The 16,322-nt window shown below is 40.8% G+C and carries 11 protein-coding genes; 2 read left to right on the top strand and 9 right to left on the bottom strand.

The window, feature by feature from the left end; genetic code table 11:
• From NXX38_RS03905 to rbsK, 5 genes are read right to left on the bottom strand one after another with little or no spacing between them, the layout of a single operon-like run.
• Positions 1-1,608 carry an ADP-ribosylglycohydrolase family protein gene (locus NXX38_RS03905; RefSeq protein WP_217721033.1) on the bottom strand — a complete coding sequence of 536 codons (1,608 nt, stop codon included), beginning with the start codon at positions 1,606-1,608 and terminating at the stop codon, positions 1-3.
• A 10-nt stretch (positions 1,609-1,618) separates the two neighbouring features.
• Positions 1,619-3,583, bottom strand: a complete 1,965-nt coding sequence (locus NXX38_RS03900; RefSeq protein WP_258978635.1) for an ADP-ribosylglycohydrolase family protein — start codon at positions 3,581-3,583, stop codon at positions 1,619-1,621.
• 19 nt (positions 3,584-3,602) lie between these two features.
• The gene (locus NXX38_RS03895; protein WP_258978634.1) at positions 3,603-5,132 is read right to left on the bottom strand and encodes a RagB/SusD family nutrient uptake outer membrane protein; all 1,530 of its coding nucleotides are present in this window, start codon (positions 5,130-5,132) and stop codon (positions 3,603-3,605) included.
• Positions 5,133-5,146: 14 nt separating this feature from the next.
• Positions 5,147-8,080: a TonB-dependent receptor gene (locus NXX38_RS03890; RefSeq protein WP_309569292.1), complete on the bottom strand. Its 2,934-nt coding sequence runs from the start codon at positions 8,078-8,080 to the stop codon at positions 5,147-5,149.
• 20 nt (positions 8,081-8,100) lie between these two features.
• Positions 8,101-9,015 carry a ribokinase gene (gene rbsK / locus NXX38_RS03885; RefSeq protein ID WP_258978632.1) on the bottom strand — a complete coding sequence of 305 codons (915 nt, stop codon included), beginning with the start codon at positions 9,013-9,015 and terminating at the stop codon, positions 8,101-8,103.
• A 144-nt stretch (positions 9,016-9,159) separates the two neighbouring features.
• Here rbsK and NXX38_RS03880 point away from each other — a divergent pair, with 144 nt between their 5' ends.
• Positions 9,160-10,176 (top strand): LacI family DNA-binding transcriptional regulator, encoded by a 1,017-nt coding sequence (locus NXX38_RS03880; protein WP_258978631.1) that lies wholly within the window; start codon positions 9,160-9,162, stop codon positions 10,174-10,176.
• Between the two features lie 69 nt (positions 10,177-10,245).
• Here NXX38_RS03880 and NXX38_RS03875 read toward each other — a convergent pair whose 3' ends face one another.
• The 4 genes from NXX38_RS03875 to NXX38_RS03860 form a co-directional block, all read right to left on the bottom strand.
• Positions 10,246-10,728, bottom strand: a complete 483-nt coding sequence (locus tag NXX38_RS03875) for an HU family DNA-binding protein (protein WP_258978630.1) — start codon at positions 10,726-10,728, stop codon at positions 10,246-10,248.
• 188 nt (positions 10,729-10,916) lie between these two features.
• Positions 10,917-12,479 (bottom strand): ATP-binding protein, encoded by a 1,563-nt coding sequence (locus NXX38_RS03870; RefSeq protein WP_258981861.1) that lies wholly within the window; start codon positions 12,477-12,479, stop codon positions 10,917-10,919.
• A gap of 71 nt (positions 12,480-12,550) precedes the next feature.
• Entirely contained in the window at positions 12,551-13,987 is a 1,437-nt protein-coding gene (locus NXX38_RS03865; RefSeq protein WP_258978629.1) for a two-component regulator propeller domain-containing protein, read from the bottom strand.
• Positions 13,905-15,002 carry a two-component regulator propeller domain-containing protein gene (locus NXX38_RS03860; protein WP_258978628.1) on the bottom strand — a complete coding sequence of 366 codons (1,098 nt, stop codon included), beginning with the start codon at positions 15,000-15,002 and terminating at the stop codon, positions 13,905-13,907. The genes NXX38_RS03865 and NXX38_RS03860 overlap by 83 nt, the downstream gene beginning before the upstream one ends.
• Before the next feature lie 248 nt (positions 15,003-15,250).
• On the opposite strand from NXX38_RS03860, the gene NXX38_RS03855 reads away from it, so the two are divergent.
• On the top strand, positions 15,251-16,321 hold the full coding sequence (locus NXX38_RS03855; protein WP_258978627.1) for an Ig-like domain-containing protein: 1,071 nt from the start codon (positions 15,251-15,253) through the stop codon (positions 16,319-16,321).
• Position 16,322 lies beyond the last annotated feature (1 nt).

Below are 16,322 nucleotides of genomic sequence, written 5' to 3'. Positions count from 1 at the left end.
TTATTTATTAAAGTAAAATCTATCATGTTCTTTTTTCTCTGAATAATACATTATGTCGTTGATACGAATAATATAGTCTTTCTTACGGTTCAACCATTTCATTTTTACGTGGTGTCTTCCTTCTTTCATGAGGTATTTCCAGGCTGGTTCTACTTTCCGATCCGTGTTTTTCATGGGTAATGCTGCTACATGATCCAGTTCTCCATCTATCCATATTTCAACTTTAGCAACATAGGAATCATTAGGCTCTGCTAATCCAAAGACCTCGGAACCAATGTGGCGTGTAGACACACGATTGATATAATCTGGAGTAATATTTCTTGTGCAGCATATATTTCCCCAGATAACAAATCCATTGCCATTGAAATCGAATTCGAACGTATCTGTCAGGAAACAGTCTTTGCGCTCCCTGTAAAGTGGGTAGGTATTTTCAAAATTTTGTTCTAGAGGAAGGACGTCTGCTTTTCTGATTGGAATTTCTACTTCTCCACTAGATACAGTACCACCTGTTTTGACTATAAGCTGTTTGGCTTGTTCAAAACTCATGTTGTAGGCTTTAGCCAGGGACATATCGGTTCCTTCAAATGTGAGATCTTCTACTTCTTTCAGGGGATTCAGCCAGAATGAGGGGATGTTGTCATAGCCATACATGACCCCGAGTACACCGCCAACTGTAGATGGGTTACAGTCAGAGTCTTGTCCACAGCGTGCTGCAATATCGATGGAATTAGTAAAATCTCCTTGACCATAAAGCATAGCTAATGCCACGAAAGCGGAATTGAGCTTGGCGTCAATGTTAAAGTTAAGAAATACACCTTTTGGACACCCTACATCACAGTTCCATTTTTCTTGTAGAAAGTACCAACAATTTTTCCAGTTGTCCGGATGCAAAGAATGGAAATTGATTACATCCTGAATACATTGATGGAATGTGCTTTCTTTAGGAATGACAGAGATTGCGGTCCTTAGAATTGCTTCAGGGCTCTGTTCATAGAAAGCAGAACTGTAGAGAGCTGCTACGAAAGCACCACCATAAAAACCATCACCACTATTCATGATGTGACCTACTCTTGAAGCGATATCCAATGCCTCCGGTAGCATTGCTGGCGCCATCAGGCCGATAAAGTCTGCTTCAATCTGGAAATCCAGATCGTCTGCATGTGGGTTATTCAGCCAATGACCGGAAGCTGGCGGCATGATGCCTTGACGGATATTATATCTGCCTGCTTGATTGGCATGAGCCAGGTGATAATCTGCAAATGCGAATCTTTTGGCAAGCTCTTCTTGTGAACAATCCAGACCGAGCTCATTGAACGCTTCGACAAACGTGCAATCGTTATAAATATCGTCGAACAGTCCGGGTTTCTTTTTCCACCAATATTTTACGTAGCCTTCCGCCCACGGAATCGGTTGGTAGTCTTGGATATACGTTCCCGTGAACTTAAACTCCGTTGGTGCTCCGAAAACAACACCAATGGTTTGTCCTGCCCATCCACCTTTAATCTTATCCAAAAGTTCTTTATCAGATAATTTTAAAGTCCTTACAGGTTGGGCTTGTACGTTGAGAGCGAAAAACCCTATGATACATATAGTAATTATTTTCTTCATTTTTCTTTCTTTATTTCTCATAAACTCCCAATTCGGTAATAGAGATGAATGAGGATACATTCTTTGTGTATTTATGCCAGTGTTCTTGTATCTTGGCATCCATTAGTACGCGTATTCCCTTGGTTTTGACTGCCGGAAATTCTAAAACATATTGTGCAAAGGGAGGCTGAAAAAATACAATATCAGTTTCAGGTAGTGCCGGAGTTGATTTGAATTTGCCTGCATCATACCAATGTCCGTCATTTCCAAGATACTGGATGCTTAGAGAAGTAAACCACCCTCCGAATTCCTCCAGGCAACCCATGTCCAAAACAACCATATTGATAGTATGCTCCTCTTTCCAGCCATATCCGAAATAGTCTATTTTGGGCAGGTTGCTTTTAGCGGCCAATGAATAAAATACAGAGCCTACGCCATCTTTGACCCCATCGTTAATTACTTCCACATTGGTTGCGTACATCGGTTTTCCAAAAGTAATCCAACAAGAATCGAGAACTTCCTCGTTCAGTTTACGGATATTAGCGTAAATAGTGTCGGCTTTGGAGGCAATATTCTTAGTTTTTACCAATAACTCAAAGTCTTTAGTGATTGCGTTTTTGTTATTGGCACTTAACTGAAGGGTAATCGGGAATTTGCCAGCTTCTGTAGGAGTTCCTGCCAATTTACCATTCTGGAATGTAACCCCTGCCGGAAGTTTACCCTTTACCAAGTCCCATTTGAAATTTGCATTTGTCCTGCAGGCAAATGAATAATCCGTAGGCTGTCCGATTTCCAAATCCGGGTTTGGACCGACACAGAATTCCAAAGGAGGGATGAATTGTGCTTTTGGATTCACATATACCATGTCACCTTTTACTTTTCCTCCTTTTGCGCAAACTAGTTCGATTGCCTTGTTGTAGGTCCGTTCAATCATGTCTTCAATAGAAGCGTCAGGCATATCAAATCGGGTGATATTGATATATCGGTCGTTGAACGGCTTTTCCCATCCTTCGATAGGTTTGGTCAGACTTTCGGGAAGTGACTTTGCACCGTACATTACTCCCAGAAGTCCGGAAATGGTAGCTGCTTGATTATCGCAGTCAAATCCCATTGCGCAACTTAAATCCAATGTCCGTTGGAAATCTCCTTCACCGTACAGCATGGCCAATATTCCGCATAGTCCGTTCAGATTGGCATTCCAGATTGTTTTTGTCATGGCCGGTTCATCTATGTAGTACTTCTTAGCCATGATTTGACGTGCTTTGACCCAATCTTTAGGATACTTGTCATATAAAGCGATCATCTCTTTTACAGCTATTGCATATCTGTCATCAGCTGGTAATTCTTTCAGAGCCCGTGTAATGAGCTTGCGGATATCTTTGCAGAAAAAGGCATCAGCGTACATTGCACCGTATAGGACAGTGGGGGACACGGCCCATGAATCACTTGTGATACGGGCAGCCCAGTCGCTTTTCCCTGCAGCATACGAGATCATTCCCGGTGCTGTATACGCCCATATTTCATTAATCAATTGAGGGTCGATTTGATACCAATGAGGATTCAGGTTTTCATCACCGGTGAACGGAGGGGTAAATCCGAGATGCATTAATCCGAGTGCTGCCCTGTTAGCCAACCATACACGATCGCGGATATGGTACATCCAGCCTTCACGCATATTGGCATAAGTGGGTTCTACACCATATTTCTCCATCAATAGCAAATATATATACTCAACATCCGTATCATCATCAGAAAATGCACCATTATACTGCTGTAATTTATCTATGTTTTTGGTGTAACCGAATGGAAATCTGGATTCGGGAGCCGGTTCATCTACAAACTTGTTTTCGAAAGGAAGTCCATATATGTTTCCTACCATTTGCCCGATCCAGGCTCCGGCTATCTTGTCTTTTAACTCTGCTTTTGAAATTTTCTGTGCAGAGATAAATAAGATGTTGGTGATTAATACAAATAAAAAGATAATTGGTTTTTTCATACTTATCAGGATGTTGTAGTTAATAATCTTTGTTTTGAGATAATTTCGGATTTGCGTTCAATATATCCGTAGGAATGGGGAATACATTTCTAAAGGTTTCTGAACTTTGATCGGGATGTGCCCAATATTTCTTCAAATATTTCCCGAAGCGTATCATGTCTTCATGGCGCCATCCTTCCCATGCTAGTTCTCTGCCTCGTTCTGCATAAAGTTCATCGATTGTCAACTGGCTCGTGGTATATGCGTCAAGATTGGCTCTTGTACGAATTTTCTTAAAGTCTGCCAGTTGAACGGCTTCACTGGCTCTGTTTTGTCGTACCAAAGCTTCCACATACATTAATACAACATCGGCATAACGGAAAATAGCGAAATCGTTGTCCATGCTGACTGTATATTCTTTTAAAGAACCGTCAGTCTGATAATGCCATTTCCAGCAACGTGCACCGTCGTATGTTCTACGTCCTCCGTTGCTATTATAATATTTTTCCTCGGGGAAGTCAGGAGTATATTCGAACCCAAGAGCTTTTCCGCTTAAGTCTACCTGCGGACCATATAGCCAACTTTGGCTTCTGCGAAGATCCTTTTCATCGTATGTTTTGAAGAAGTCCGGTTGGCAGAGGAAACCTGACCACGGAGCTGCCGGAATATTAAATGTTGCTTGTGATGCAGCTTCCAGTGTCAGCGTATGCAGATAAAATGAATTGCTGTCACCGCTAGTATATACTCTGTCATAGAGGATCACAAAAATGTTCTCTTTGGAATCTTCATTTTTAATGTCAAAGTTGGTAGAATAGGAATCTTCAATGCTGTAAGCATTTATATCCATAATATCTTTGCAAGCTTTTTCTGCCTTGTCGTACATAGGAGTTCCGAACCATGCTTCTGCATTCAGATACATTTTCGCGAGAATACAATAAGCGGCCGCTTGTGTAGCCCGTCCGTAATTAGTGTCCGAAGGTTCTCTGTCCAGAAATTCGATATTGTCATTAATTTCTTTTTCCAGGTAGTTGAAAATATATTCTCTACTTTTTTGCTCCGGATATCCGGTTTCTGTATAGTCAGTTGTAAAAGGAACGTTACCCCAACAAGAAATAGCCTGATAATAGTAGAAAGCACGCAATATTTTCATTTCAGCTACAATCTTCTCTTTTCCTTCAAATTGGATAGGCGACAGTTCCGTTTCGTAAATAATTTCATTACATGCGGCAATGCCATTAAATATCCAGTTCCAACCTTTTGTCAATAATTTGTTTGCAGGTGGAATCTTATTCGTTTGGATTTCTTCATAACGTCCATTACTGTACCAGGATCCGCCATAAGCTGGAACGGCACATTCATCAGAGGCTTGTAAAAGTAGTGTCCATAGACTTTGTTCGGAATTGTAACCTTGTAATTTCGTATACGCTCTACCTGCGTTGGCTACTAGCTCTTTCTCATTCTTAAAGAAGTCATTCATAGCTACTCCTGTGTAGACTGTTTCGCCGAGATCGGTACATCCGTATGATAATATACAGATAACGAAACTTAATATTATATTTGTCTTTTTCATGGTAATCGTGGTTTTTAGAATACTATATTAACCCCAAAAGTAAATTCGGTAGTACGTGGATAATAACTTAGACTTTCCATACCGGGTTCCAGTCCGGAAAGGGCTACTTCAGGATCGACGCCGGAATAACCGGTGATGCAGAATACATTCTGTGCCGTGAGGGATAGTCTTAGTCTCTTGACCATTTTCGATGTGAAGTCCCAGGTATATCCGAAAGTAATATTATCCATTTTCAAATAAGAGGCATCCTCTACATATTTGGAGGAATATTTATAGGTCGTACTTGTGAAATTCGTTTGTGACAGCCAGTTGGATGAAATGTTTCTAAGTCCGATGCTGCTTAGATTTTCATATTCCATGGCGTAGTTGTTTAGAATTTCTCCACCGATAGAGGCGCGGAGCGAGAAACTCAAGTCGAACTTCTTGTATCTGAAAGTATTGCTCCAGCTAAGAGTGGCATCCGGGTAAGCACAGCCGATTTTCTCCCACTGCTCTTCCGGTACAGAGCCTTCTGCATTTTGTCCTAACAATACATCTTTTCCGTCTGTATCAGTTCCCAACCATATAGGACCATAGAAAGTTCCTAGTGACTGTCCTTCTATTAAGCGTTGAGTATAGCAGGCTGCACTGGTAGACCATCCTACTTTGTATGTTCCGTTAGTGAATTCATCATTGGTGAATTTTACCAATTTGTTTTTGTTGTGCGAAACGGTAAGTGAGGTGTTCCATGTAAAGTCTCTGGTGTTGAACGGTGTACCGGATATTGTCAGTTCCACTCCTTCGTTGGTTACTTTTCCAACGTTTGTGAACAGGGTATTATATACATAAGGAGGAGTCGGCACGATGTAGTCATATAGCAAGTTGGAAGTAGTCCGTTTGTAATAATCGAAAGTGAATGAGAGTCGGTTATTAAACATGGTCATGTCAACACCGACGTTAAACTCTGCTTTCTTCTCCCATTTCAAATCAGGATTTGCGTTACTCGCAGGTTGATAGGTGTTTATCCATTGACCATTATAGTAGAATTTACCGGCTGTAGTCATCATCATCAAAGATTTGTAATTTGAGAAATCCTGATTACCGGTCACACCGTATCCGGCTCTCAATTTCAAATCATTGATCCATTTGACATCCGAGAGAAACTTTTCCTTATTTATGCGCCAACCTACACTGACAGCCGGGAACCATCCCCACTTATTATTGTCACCGAAGCGGCTGGAACCGTCACGACGTAAAGAAGCGGATAAAAGATACTTATCATCGTAGTTGTACATGAACCGTCCGAAAAATCCGATATATGTATTATCTTCTTTATTGGATGACATACTGGCTTTGCCTTCGGTAAGATTGGTTCCTGTTCCGATGTTATGAGTCTGGTTGTCATCGAAGTCGAAGCCGGAGTTAGTCATGGATGCAGATGTGCTGTAAGTATATTGGTACGTATATCCGAGCAATGCCTGGACCGAATGTTTCCCAAAGTTATTTGCGTAGTTTAAAGTAGACTCATATTGTGTATCGTTTTCCTGATAGTTTTCAATATAAGCCTGTCCGTTCGTTCCTATTAAGCTTGGATAATAATGTGTGTAGTATTCGCGTGTTTCATATTGTTCTTTATTGTATGAAACGAAGTTCTCCCATTTCAATCCTTTTATTGGCAAAATGTTTAGAGTTGCGCGGATATTTGCACCGTAATTATCATTTTTGCTTTCCATGTTCCTCTCGTTGATGATCGCTACCGGATTATAATACTCCATTGCTTTGATACGACTATAACCTCCGGCATCCGGGTCACTATCATCGTAAACTGCTTCTGTCGGGTTATGCGTAAATGCTTGCATGAAAGCACTTGTAGAGGAAGGACTATATTTGCGATGAATGATATTAAGATTATAATCCAAATCTACCCACTTGTCTAATAATGACTGGCGAATATTGGTGCGTGCCATTAGCTTCTCGGAACTATTGTGCTTTTGCAAACCATCGCTCTTTTCGTAGTTGAAAGAGGTGTGGTGTGAGAACTTCTCGGAGCCTCCGGATATAGACAAATTATGTTTATGGCTGAACGGAGTCTGTGTAATCTCTTTGAACCAATCGGTATCACTATCAAAAATATAACTTTCCAATTCAGGACGATACTCCTTGATAACGGATTTATATTCACTTGCCGATAAGGGTTTTGCCCTGCGTGAAACTGCTCCCACTGTAAATTGTCCGTCATAGGAAACTTCTGTTTTACCGCTTCTTGCGCGTTTGGTTGTGACGATGATTACTCCATTCGTGCCCCTTGTTCCGTAAATAGCGGCTGCCGAACCATCTTTTAAAACGTCGATTGATTCTACTTCCTGGAAATTGATATTTCTGATATCTGCACCTGCTACTCCATCAATAATGATTAATGGCCCTTGGCCTGCGGAAAGCGTATTTGTTCCACGAAGTAATACTTCATATTTGGCTGTCGGATCAGCACCATTCGGGTTGATGATTTGTAATCCTGCCACTTTTCCTTGGAGCATTCCCATAGCATTGGTGAATGTCCCGGGATTGAGATCATCTTTCTTCATGCTAGTGACCGATCCTGTAAGTTCTTTCTTAGTGGTGGAACCGTAGCCGATCACTACTACATCATTGAGCACTTTAGAGTCTTCGCGCAGGTGTATTACAAGCTGTGTCTGGTTTCCTACCGATTGTTCGACAGTTGCATAACCTACATAAGATACCACCAGTACATCAGAAGGATTGGCTTTTACATTAAAGGTTCCGTCAACTCCTGTAATAGAACCATTTGTTGTGCCTTTGACAAGGACACTGGCACCGATAATAGGATCATTTGCTTCATCGAGGACCGTGCCTCTTATTGCCTTCTGGGCAATAACATCATTGCTCATCAAAGAAAATACTATTAACAACATACTTGTCAATAGGCTGTGGATTGAACATTGCTTTATCATAATAACAGAATTAAGGATGATTATTGTATTTCTTTTCTCAAAGGTATAGATACTTGTGCTCCCATTCTGGTGACAGAAATAGAAGAGGCTTTGCTTGCAAATATAATTGCATCTTTCAGGTTTTTCCCTTCAGACAGAGCTACGCATAGTCCACCGCAGAAAGTGTCTCCGGCAGCAGTCGTGTCTACTGCTTCCACTTTGAAAGCTGGGATGTGGATAAATTCATTGTTTTCATAGGCGAGAGCTCCTTTGGCTCCCATAGTGATAATGACGGTTTTTATGCCTTTCGAACTGATATAACGAATCACTTCTTTAGCTGATTCGTCGTCTGTGATGTGCATTCCCGATATGATTTCAGCTTCTGTGACATTAGGAATTAGAATATCAACATTGGCTAATAAATCGTCGGGAAGTTGGTGGGTAGGGGCAGGCGCCGGATTTAATATAACGGTAATTCCATCTCTTTTCGCCATTTTGGCTGCATAGGTGACACTTTCGATGGGGGTTTCAAGTTGCATGATGACGATGGAAGCCTGTTTGATGGCAGATTCTGCATGCTGAATATCGTCAACAGATAAAGTCCCGTTAGCTCCGGAAGCAACAACAATGCAGTTTTCACCTTTTTTATCGACATTGATAAGAGCCACTCCTGAAGGTTCTTTCGGAGTAATTCCTACATATGTAGTGTCGATTTTCTCTTTGTGAAACATTTCCAAAGTTTCATTTCCAAAAATGTCATTTCCTATTTTGCATATAAAAGTGACATTTCCTCCTAGTCTTGCAGCAGCTACCGCCTGGTTGGCTCCTTTGCCGCCGTGATTCATTAAGAAGTTTCCTCCTAGAATGGTTTCTCCGGGTTTTGGTAGACGGTCTGATTTGATAACCATATCCGTATTACTACTTCCTATCACTACGATTTTCTTCTTTGTGTCCATATAATGAGTATTAAGTATTAAGGCAAACTGAATAGTATACGATGCGCAATCGTTTGCGCAAATATAGAAATTTTTTTTCAAAACAAAATATTTTTCTTGCTTTTTTCTCAAATAAAATGTTATTTTTGCAAAAAACAGCCAGTAATGAAGAAAACTCTGATTGATGTATCAAAGAAAACCGGGTATTCTATCTCTACGATTTCCAGGGTCTTAAATGGAAAATCGGAGAAATATAGAATAAGCCAGTCTGCTAAGGAGGTTATTCTGCAATCCGTTAAAGAATTGGACTATCAGCCTGATATAGTTGCGCAAAGTTTGCGCAATAACACGACATATACTATAGGCCTTCTTGTACCGCACATAGATAATCCCTTTTTTGCCAATATAGCAAGTGTTGTCATCCGTGAAGCACAACGTTATAATTATACTGTTATGCTTATCGATACGCTAGAAGATTCAGTTCAGGAAAATAAAGCTATCGATTCACTGCTATCACGTAAGATAGATGGAATTATTCTGGTTCCAACAGGTGAGAATCCTTCTAAGTTGGAGGAAATTAGTACTAAAACTCCGATTGTCTTGATTGACCGCTATTTTGAGAAGCATAATTTGCCATACGTAGCTACTGATAATTATGTAGGGGCTTATCAAGCGACGAAATTATTATTGGAATCGGGACATAGTAAGATTCTCTGTATTCAAGGGCCGGATATCTCTATAACGACTAAGGAACGCGTGCGTGGTTATCTTGATGCGCTTCGTGAGGCTGGTCATCAGGATCATGCAATGATAAGAGGAAATGAATTTTCGATTCAAAATGGTTATATTGAGGCCAAGTTAGCTTTGAATTCTACCACAAAGCCAACCGCTATATTTGCATTGAGTAGTACAATTCTTTTGGGAACGGTCAAAGCGTTGAATGAGCATAAAGTGAGAATTCCTCAAGATATGTCTATCATTTCATTTGATGATAACTTATATCTGGATTATCTGAATCCTCCTATCACGCGTATCGCCCAGCCGTTGGAGAATATTGGTATTATTGCTGTGAAAATGTTGATGCAGAAGATTTTGGAAGAAACTGAACTTCATTCGGAGATTCTTTTGAAACCTACTATTATCAAACGGGATTCAATAAAGGTGTTAAGTGGCGGAAAGTAATATTTTCTATAATAGAAAAAATCCGGTTTGAAATCTGTCAAACCGGATTTTTTACCTGTTAATATGGCTTTATGCTGCCGGATCCGGCGCCTCACCACCGCCTTCGTTTCCACCTTCTCCGCTGCCTCCATTTCCATTGTCAGGCGTAGCGGAACTGCTGGTTTTAGAACTATCCAACTTTTGGATACTTATCGATTTTATCATACCTTTAAACAGACTTCCGGGGGTGAAAATAATTTTACGGTTCTTTAGAGTTTCCGTAGTAACCTCTTTTTCATCATCCTGACTTTTACACCCGAAAGAAGGGCGGAAAGTTCCGAATTCTCCAAGGCTGACTGACGCCCCGATTTCCATATACGTTATCAGTGAATCAATCAATCCGTCTAGTACGGATTTTACAGTACCGCGTGGAACGAATCCTACTTTTGTTACTTGATCGCATAGCATTTTAAAATCAACAGTAACCACGTTGAATGGTCTTGCTACATATTTTTCGGCTTTTTCCTTATCAAAGCCAAAGGTTGTTTTCTTGACTACATATTTCAGTGCCATAATCTTTAATAGTTTTAATCGTTAGTAAATCTAGTTATTATTTTGTGATCACGTTGCAAAGATATGTTATTGGAATTTGCTGGGCAAACGATTTAGAAGAAGTGCGTTCATAAAATAATTAATATTGGTGTAATGTTTTGAATCATAAACGCTTATTCGTTTTTTTATATTTACATCGCTATATTCCCTTATGTTAATTTGTGATTTTTGTGCTTCTCTAAATACTCTTTAGGGCTTTTCCCGAATTTCTTCTTGAAATCATCGCTGAAATAGCGCCTTTCTGAATAGCCTACCATATAAGCGATTTCAGTAATATTCAGTTGGTTTTGGACAAGTAGTTGTGCGGCTCTTTTCAAGCGGAAGTCTTTTATGAATCCGATAACCGTCATACCTGTTAACGCTTTTATCTTTTTATATAGATTGGAATGACTCATTGCCATCATGCTCGCCATCTGTGCGATATTCAGTTCCGGTTCTTCAATATGTTCCTCGATATAACCGACCAATTTGGACAGAAAGATACTATCCTGTGACGTCAGGCTTATCTCCTGCGGATTGATAATTATCTCTTTACTTATTTGCTCCCTGATCTTTTTTCTGTTTTGCAATAAGTTGTTGACTCTGGCTATCAGGATACGCTCGTTGAATGGCTTTGTCAGATATTCATCGGCCCCAGTTTCAAATCCCTCGATGATAGAATTGACTAAAGTTCTGGCTGTTAATAAAATAACAGGAATATGGCTGATTCTCATATCGCTTTTTAGTTTTCGACAGAAGGTAATGCCATCCATGACAGGCATCATGATGTCGCTTATGATAATATCGGGAACAAGTTCCAGCGCTCTTGCGAATCCCTCTTGGCCGTTTGAAGCCTCGTATATGGAATATTGTGGTGATAACAGGTCTTTCAGGTAGGCTCTGATATTCGGATTGTCTTCAACTAACAATACAGAGGATTCTTTTAAAGTATACTCCGGCAGCAAACCGGGCGCCACATTTACCTCATTATCCGTGAAATACTCCGACAGGATATTGGCTTTCGACGGTGATGAAATGAACTCTGCATTTTTTAAGAACTTTTTTCCCGGATGAAGATAGATAGTAAATTCAGAACCTTTTCCCAAAGTACTTTTTACTTGGATATTTCCACCATGTAACAGTATGATTTCACGTGTGATGGATAGCCCCACGCCGAAACCGTTGCCTTCTGCCTGTTTATCAATCTGATAGAAGCGATTGAAGATATGATTGATTTTCCCGTCTTCGATTCCTTCCCCTGTGTCGATGATTGAGATAGTTGCTTTTCCATCATTGGAATAACCGACTTTTACTGAAATCTCCCCTTCTTCCGGAGTATATTTGAAGGCGTTGGAGATGAGATTGCAAACAGCTCTCTCAAATTGATTCTTATCTATCCATACTTTGATTTCAGGCTGCGAATATTCGAAATTGTATTTTATATTCTTGTTGATGGCAAACTGGGTGAAGCTGATATAGATTTCTTGTACAAAATCAACTAAATTCTCTTCGGATGCTTGAAGAGTGACATTCCCCGTTTCCAGTTTTCTGAAATTCAGTAATTCGCCGGTGAGATTCAGTAAACGGTTGGTGTTGGTTCTTATTATCTTTAGGTATTTCTGTTCGGCAGTGTCCATATTTTCCCTGTTGAATAGTTTGTTGATAGAACCGGCAATCAGTGTAAGCGGTGTGCGGATATCATGCGAGATATTCGTGAAAAAATGCTGTTTCAGTTCATAGATATGTTCTTCCTGTTCACGCTTGAATTTTTCAAGTTTCAGCTCATTATTGATTTCCGACCATCTTAAAGTATATTTTCGGAACAGATACAGAGTGAGTACAATAAGGCATAAATAGATAAGATAAGCCCACCAAGTAAACCAGAAGGGGGAAGTACCTGAATTTCAATTTGTGCCGGTGTCGTCAGACGGTATGAAGGTTCGCCGACGGGACGCACCATAAAGGTGTATTGGCCGGATGGAAGGTTAGTGAAAGTAACGGTATTCTGCGTACCCACACTTTGCCAGTCTTCATCTCTACCAGCTAGCTTGAACTCATAGTTTATGTTTTGGGAGAATGAATAGTCTAAAGCTGCATATTCTATGGAAAATACCGATTGATTGTGCTTGAGAGTAATTTTTTTCTCATAACCGATCTGTTGTTTCAGCACACTTTTGGCATCTATGGGCACCGGCTTGTTGAACAGTTTAAAGTCTGTGAAACACATGGTGGGGGAAGGCATCTCAAATTGTATTTGGGAAGGATAAAAGGCCACTACGCGTTCGTTGCTGCCGAAATACAATTTCCCGTCCTCATCCTTAAAAGCGGATTTGAGGCAGAAGTTATCATAAAGTCCGGGAATGAAACTAATCTTATTATTCCCCTTTTGAATGCGCATGATTCCTTTTTGAGTCCCCGCCCAAATATTCCCTTCTTTATCTTTCAGCAGGCTTACAATACTTCGTCGTTGTGTATCGGCTCCATCCATCGGGATTGTTTCAAATACGGAAGTCTTGAGGTTGAACCGGACGGGTCCTTCTTTAGTTGCCAGCCATAGGCTGTTATCATCTCCGGGTAATAATGAAAATATATAATTGCTGGCTAGTCCGGGATAATTTTCCGACTTATAATTCTTGAATTTCTTAGTGACCGGATTGTACATTGATAATCCGTCGCCATAAGTAGCCAGCCACAAACATCCGTTATTATCGGGACTAAGTGCCAATACATTGTCGCCACCGAGTGATTCTGGGTTTCCGGGTTCGTGCCTATAGGGCCAGCTCATTTGAACTTTAGTGTCGAAATAGACAAGTCCTCCTCCCCAGGTGGCTATCCATAAATCTCCTGAAGGCAGGACGAGAATATCCTGAACGTTATTATGGGAAATGAAATGCCGAGGGACAGACTTTTCTGTTTCATTGCGGGTATTCTGTAGATCAGGATAAAAGCGATGTAACCCCTGGGCGTAAATGGCAATCCAGAAACTCCCGTTATTAGCTGGTTTGATGCATTGGATGAAATCGCCTACATATCCATTGTTGGTTGTTTTACAGAAAAAGCGGGAAATCTTATTTTGAGATTTTAATAAGGTCAGGCCTTCTCCGTCAGTTCCGATCCAAAGTCCATGTTTATCATGGAAGACAGAGAGAATTGGTATCTTATATTCTCCTTTTCCATCGCTGTAATATTGTTCGATATTTGTAGCTTCCTTTTTTATCAGGTTGATTCCTTTTTTTTGCACTGCCTATCCACAAGTTGGATTGCCGATCCTCGAAGAACACATTAATTGTATTGGAGGAGAGGGAGTTGTGCACGTTGTGGTTGTTTTGATAGTTTTTAATGGCGAGCGGCTGCCCGGGGGAGCTTGTGATGTGCAATATACCGAGCCCGTCTGTACCTATCCATAGGTTGTTGAGCTTATCCTTCCAGATACATCTGACAATGGCAAGATCATCATAATGAGTCCCGGACAGATAGTTTGATATTTTCTTTTGTTGAAAATCGAAGAGTTTTAGTCCCTGTCCATTGGTGCCGATAAGTAAATTACCGTTTTCGTCGGTAAATAATGTGTTGATATAATCGGCATTATCCTTTGGTTTGTCGGACGACTTTGTGTTGAAACAGGCAAACTCACCCGACTTTTTATTGAAAAGATAGAGTCCCGAACCGAATGTACCGATCCAAAGCCGGTCGTCAGTTGCTTCGGCGATGGCTCTGATATCATTCTTGTTTGATGATTCGGACTTGTCCTCTTTCAATGGGTAATGTTTCGATTTTCCGGATGGATCGTACGAGTAAAGTCCCTTTTCGGTGGCAATCCACATCAGTCCGTTCCTGTCTTCAAGCAGTGCGTGAACTTCCATATAGTTATAACTTTTTCCGGGAGAGTACTCCAGTGATATGGGTTGGAATGTATCGTTGAGCGGATGGTAGAGGAAAAGACCGTCGCTGTTGGTCCCTACCCAAAGACGGTTCCGGCTGTCGATGTGCAATACCGAAATATCGTTTCCTATTTGATAAGGTTGGTGTTGGGAATATACTTTGAAGTTTGTACCGTCATATCTGTTTAACCCATGCTTGGTTCCCACCCAGATAAATCCGATGCTATCCTGGACAATGCAGGTGACGCTGCTGTTTGAAAGACCCTCCTTGATGCCGATGTTCAGAAATTCGGTACGTTGGAGTTGTGCCTGGGCATTTGTTAATATAAAAAGGAACAGGACCAGGAATCCTTTCGATAAGGTGTTGTTTTTCATAAGAGCAATCTGTAATTGGATTTTCTTTTTGAGAAAATGATGATAGCAAAACTACAATATTTATTTTTATTTTTCCATGTTTATCTACCCGAATATCCGTTGAAAATGCCTGTTTACGAATTTATCGCACCTATTGTACGATTTTGTATCCCTCTTAAAACTCATTATTGCCGTATTTTGCGAATCGAAATCACACACAAGTATTATTTCATTAGTTAACTGAATAATAATTAAAAGTCAAAATGCTTATGAAAAAACTAGTTTACAAAAAAGTCCTTTATTTTTTCTTACTTGCAACGTTTTTGTTGCAGTACGGATGTAAAGAAGATCAGCAGGACATCGCAATTGAAAGTTTCACGTTAAACACTTCGGATGTATTGATAGGAATTGATGAAATACAGTCTGTTGTAGCCATTGCGTCTCCGGATAATATGACGGATAAGCTAAGGTGGGAGTCCGCCAATCCGGAAATAGCACAGGTACAATCCAATGAACAAGGACTGGTGTCAGGCATTATCGGGCTTAAAGTGGGGACAACTATCATCACTGCCTCTACGGAAGGCGGACAGGTCAAACAAACGGTTCCGGTTCGGGTAATTGTAAAAGTCACAGGAATAAAATTATCGCCGGAAATAGTTATAGCTCCGGATAAGATACAGTACGATATTCTTTTCACACCGGAGAATGCGTCCATCCAGGATTTGAATTGGACTTCAAGCGACCCTGACGTTGCCAGTGTCGATAATGGGATTGTAACGGCACTTTCGCGCGGGTCTTCCATTATTACCGCTACAACAGTAGAAGGTGGACGAAGCGCGTCTGTAGAAGTGTTTGTGAGCGGTAATCCGCCAGTCTTCGGTAAGGAATATTGTACCATAACAGGTTATGGCGACTATTGTCCGGATGAAGTACGTACCGAAGGGGCTGTACAAAACCTGGCACATACGAATACCGCCATACCGACCAATAATTATAAATACTATCCCGAAGACAGGCTTATCGTGAAGAGAGGAAGTGACTTTACCCTTCACTTGGTACAATCGAACAATTGGTCGTGCAGTGCTGTGTGGATAGACTGGAATGGTGACAGGAATTTCACAAATGACGGAGAACGCATTGCGGTATTCGGTGATTTTGAAGGAACGAATAATGGTCCGTATAGTGTGTCCGTGCATGTTCCGGCAGACGCTATGCTTGATGTTGTACGTATGCGGGCGGCTACTGTGGATTCATGGGGTGTTGATCTTTCTGTTTTCGAGCCGTGCGGTAGTGTAAGGTATGGTACTGTCAAGGACTTTGACGTGGAGATTACAGACTAAA

Origin of the sequence: Bacteroides sp. BFG-637 (assembly GCF_024793605.1) — a bacterium.
Lineage (GTDB): Bacteria > Bacteroidota > Bacteroidia > Bacteroidales > Bacteroidaceae > Bacteroides > Bacteroides vicugnae.
This window is presented reverse-complemented; position numbering and strand designations above follow the sequence as displayed.

What these genes read in the sequence shown, in the direction of transcription:
- NXX38_RS03905 (WP_217721033.1), bottom strand. Translation starts at nt 1,608, where the DNA reads ATGAAGAAAATAATTACTATATGTATCATAGGGTTTTTCGCTCTCAAC.
- NXX38_RS03900 (WP_258978635.1), bottom strand. Translation starts at nt 3,583, where the DNA reads ATGAAAAAACCAATTATCTTTTTATTTGTATTAATCACCAACATCTTA.
- NXX38_RS03895 (WP_258978634.1), bottom strand. Translation starts at nt 5,132, where the DNA reads ATGAAAAAGACAAATATAATATTAAGTTTCGTTATCTGTATATTATCA.
- NXX38_RS03890 (WP_309569292.1), bottom strand. Translation starts at nt 8,080, where the DNA reads ATGATAAAGCAATGTTCAATCCACAGCCTATTGACAAGTATGTTGTTA.
- rbsK (WP_258978632.1), bottom strand. Translation starts at nt 9,015, where the DNA reads ATGGACACAAAGAAGAAAATCGTAGTGATAGGAAGTAGTAATACGGAT.
- NXX38_RS03880 (WP_258978631.1), top strand. Translation starts at nt 9,160, where the DNA reads ATGAAGAAAACTCTGATTGATGTATCAAAGAAAACCGGGTATTCTATC.
- NXX38_RS03875 (WP_258978630.1), bottom strand. Translation starts at nt 10,728, where the DNA reads ATGGCACTGAAATATGTAGTCAAGAAAACAACCTTTGGCTTTGATAAG.
- NXX38_RS03860 (WP_258978628.1), bottom strand. Translation starts at nt 15,002, where the DNA reads ATGAAAAACAACACCTTATCGAAAGGATTCCTGGTCCTGTTCCTTTTT.
- NXX38_RS03855 (WP_258978627.1), top strand. Translation starts at nt 15,251, where the DNA reads ATGAAAAAACTAGTTTACAAAAAAGTCCTTTATTTTTTCTTACTTGCA.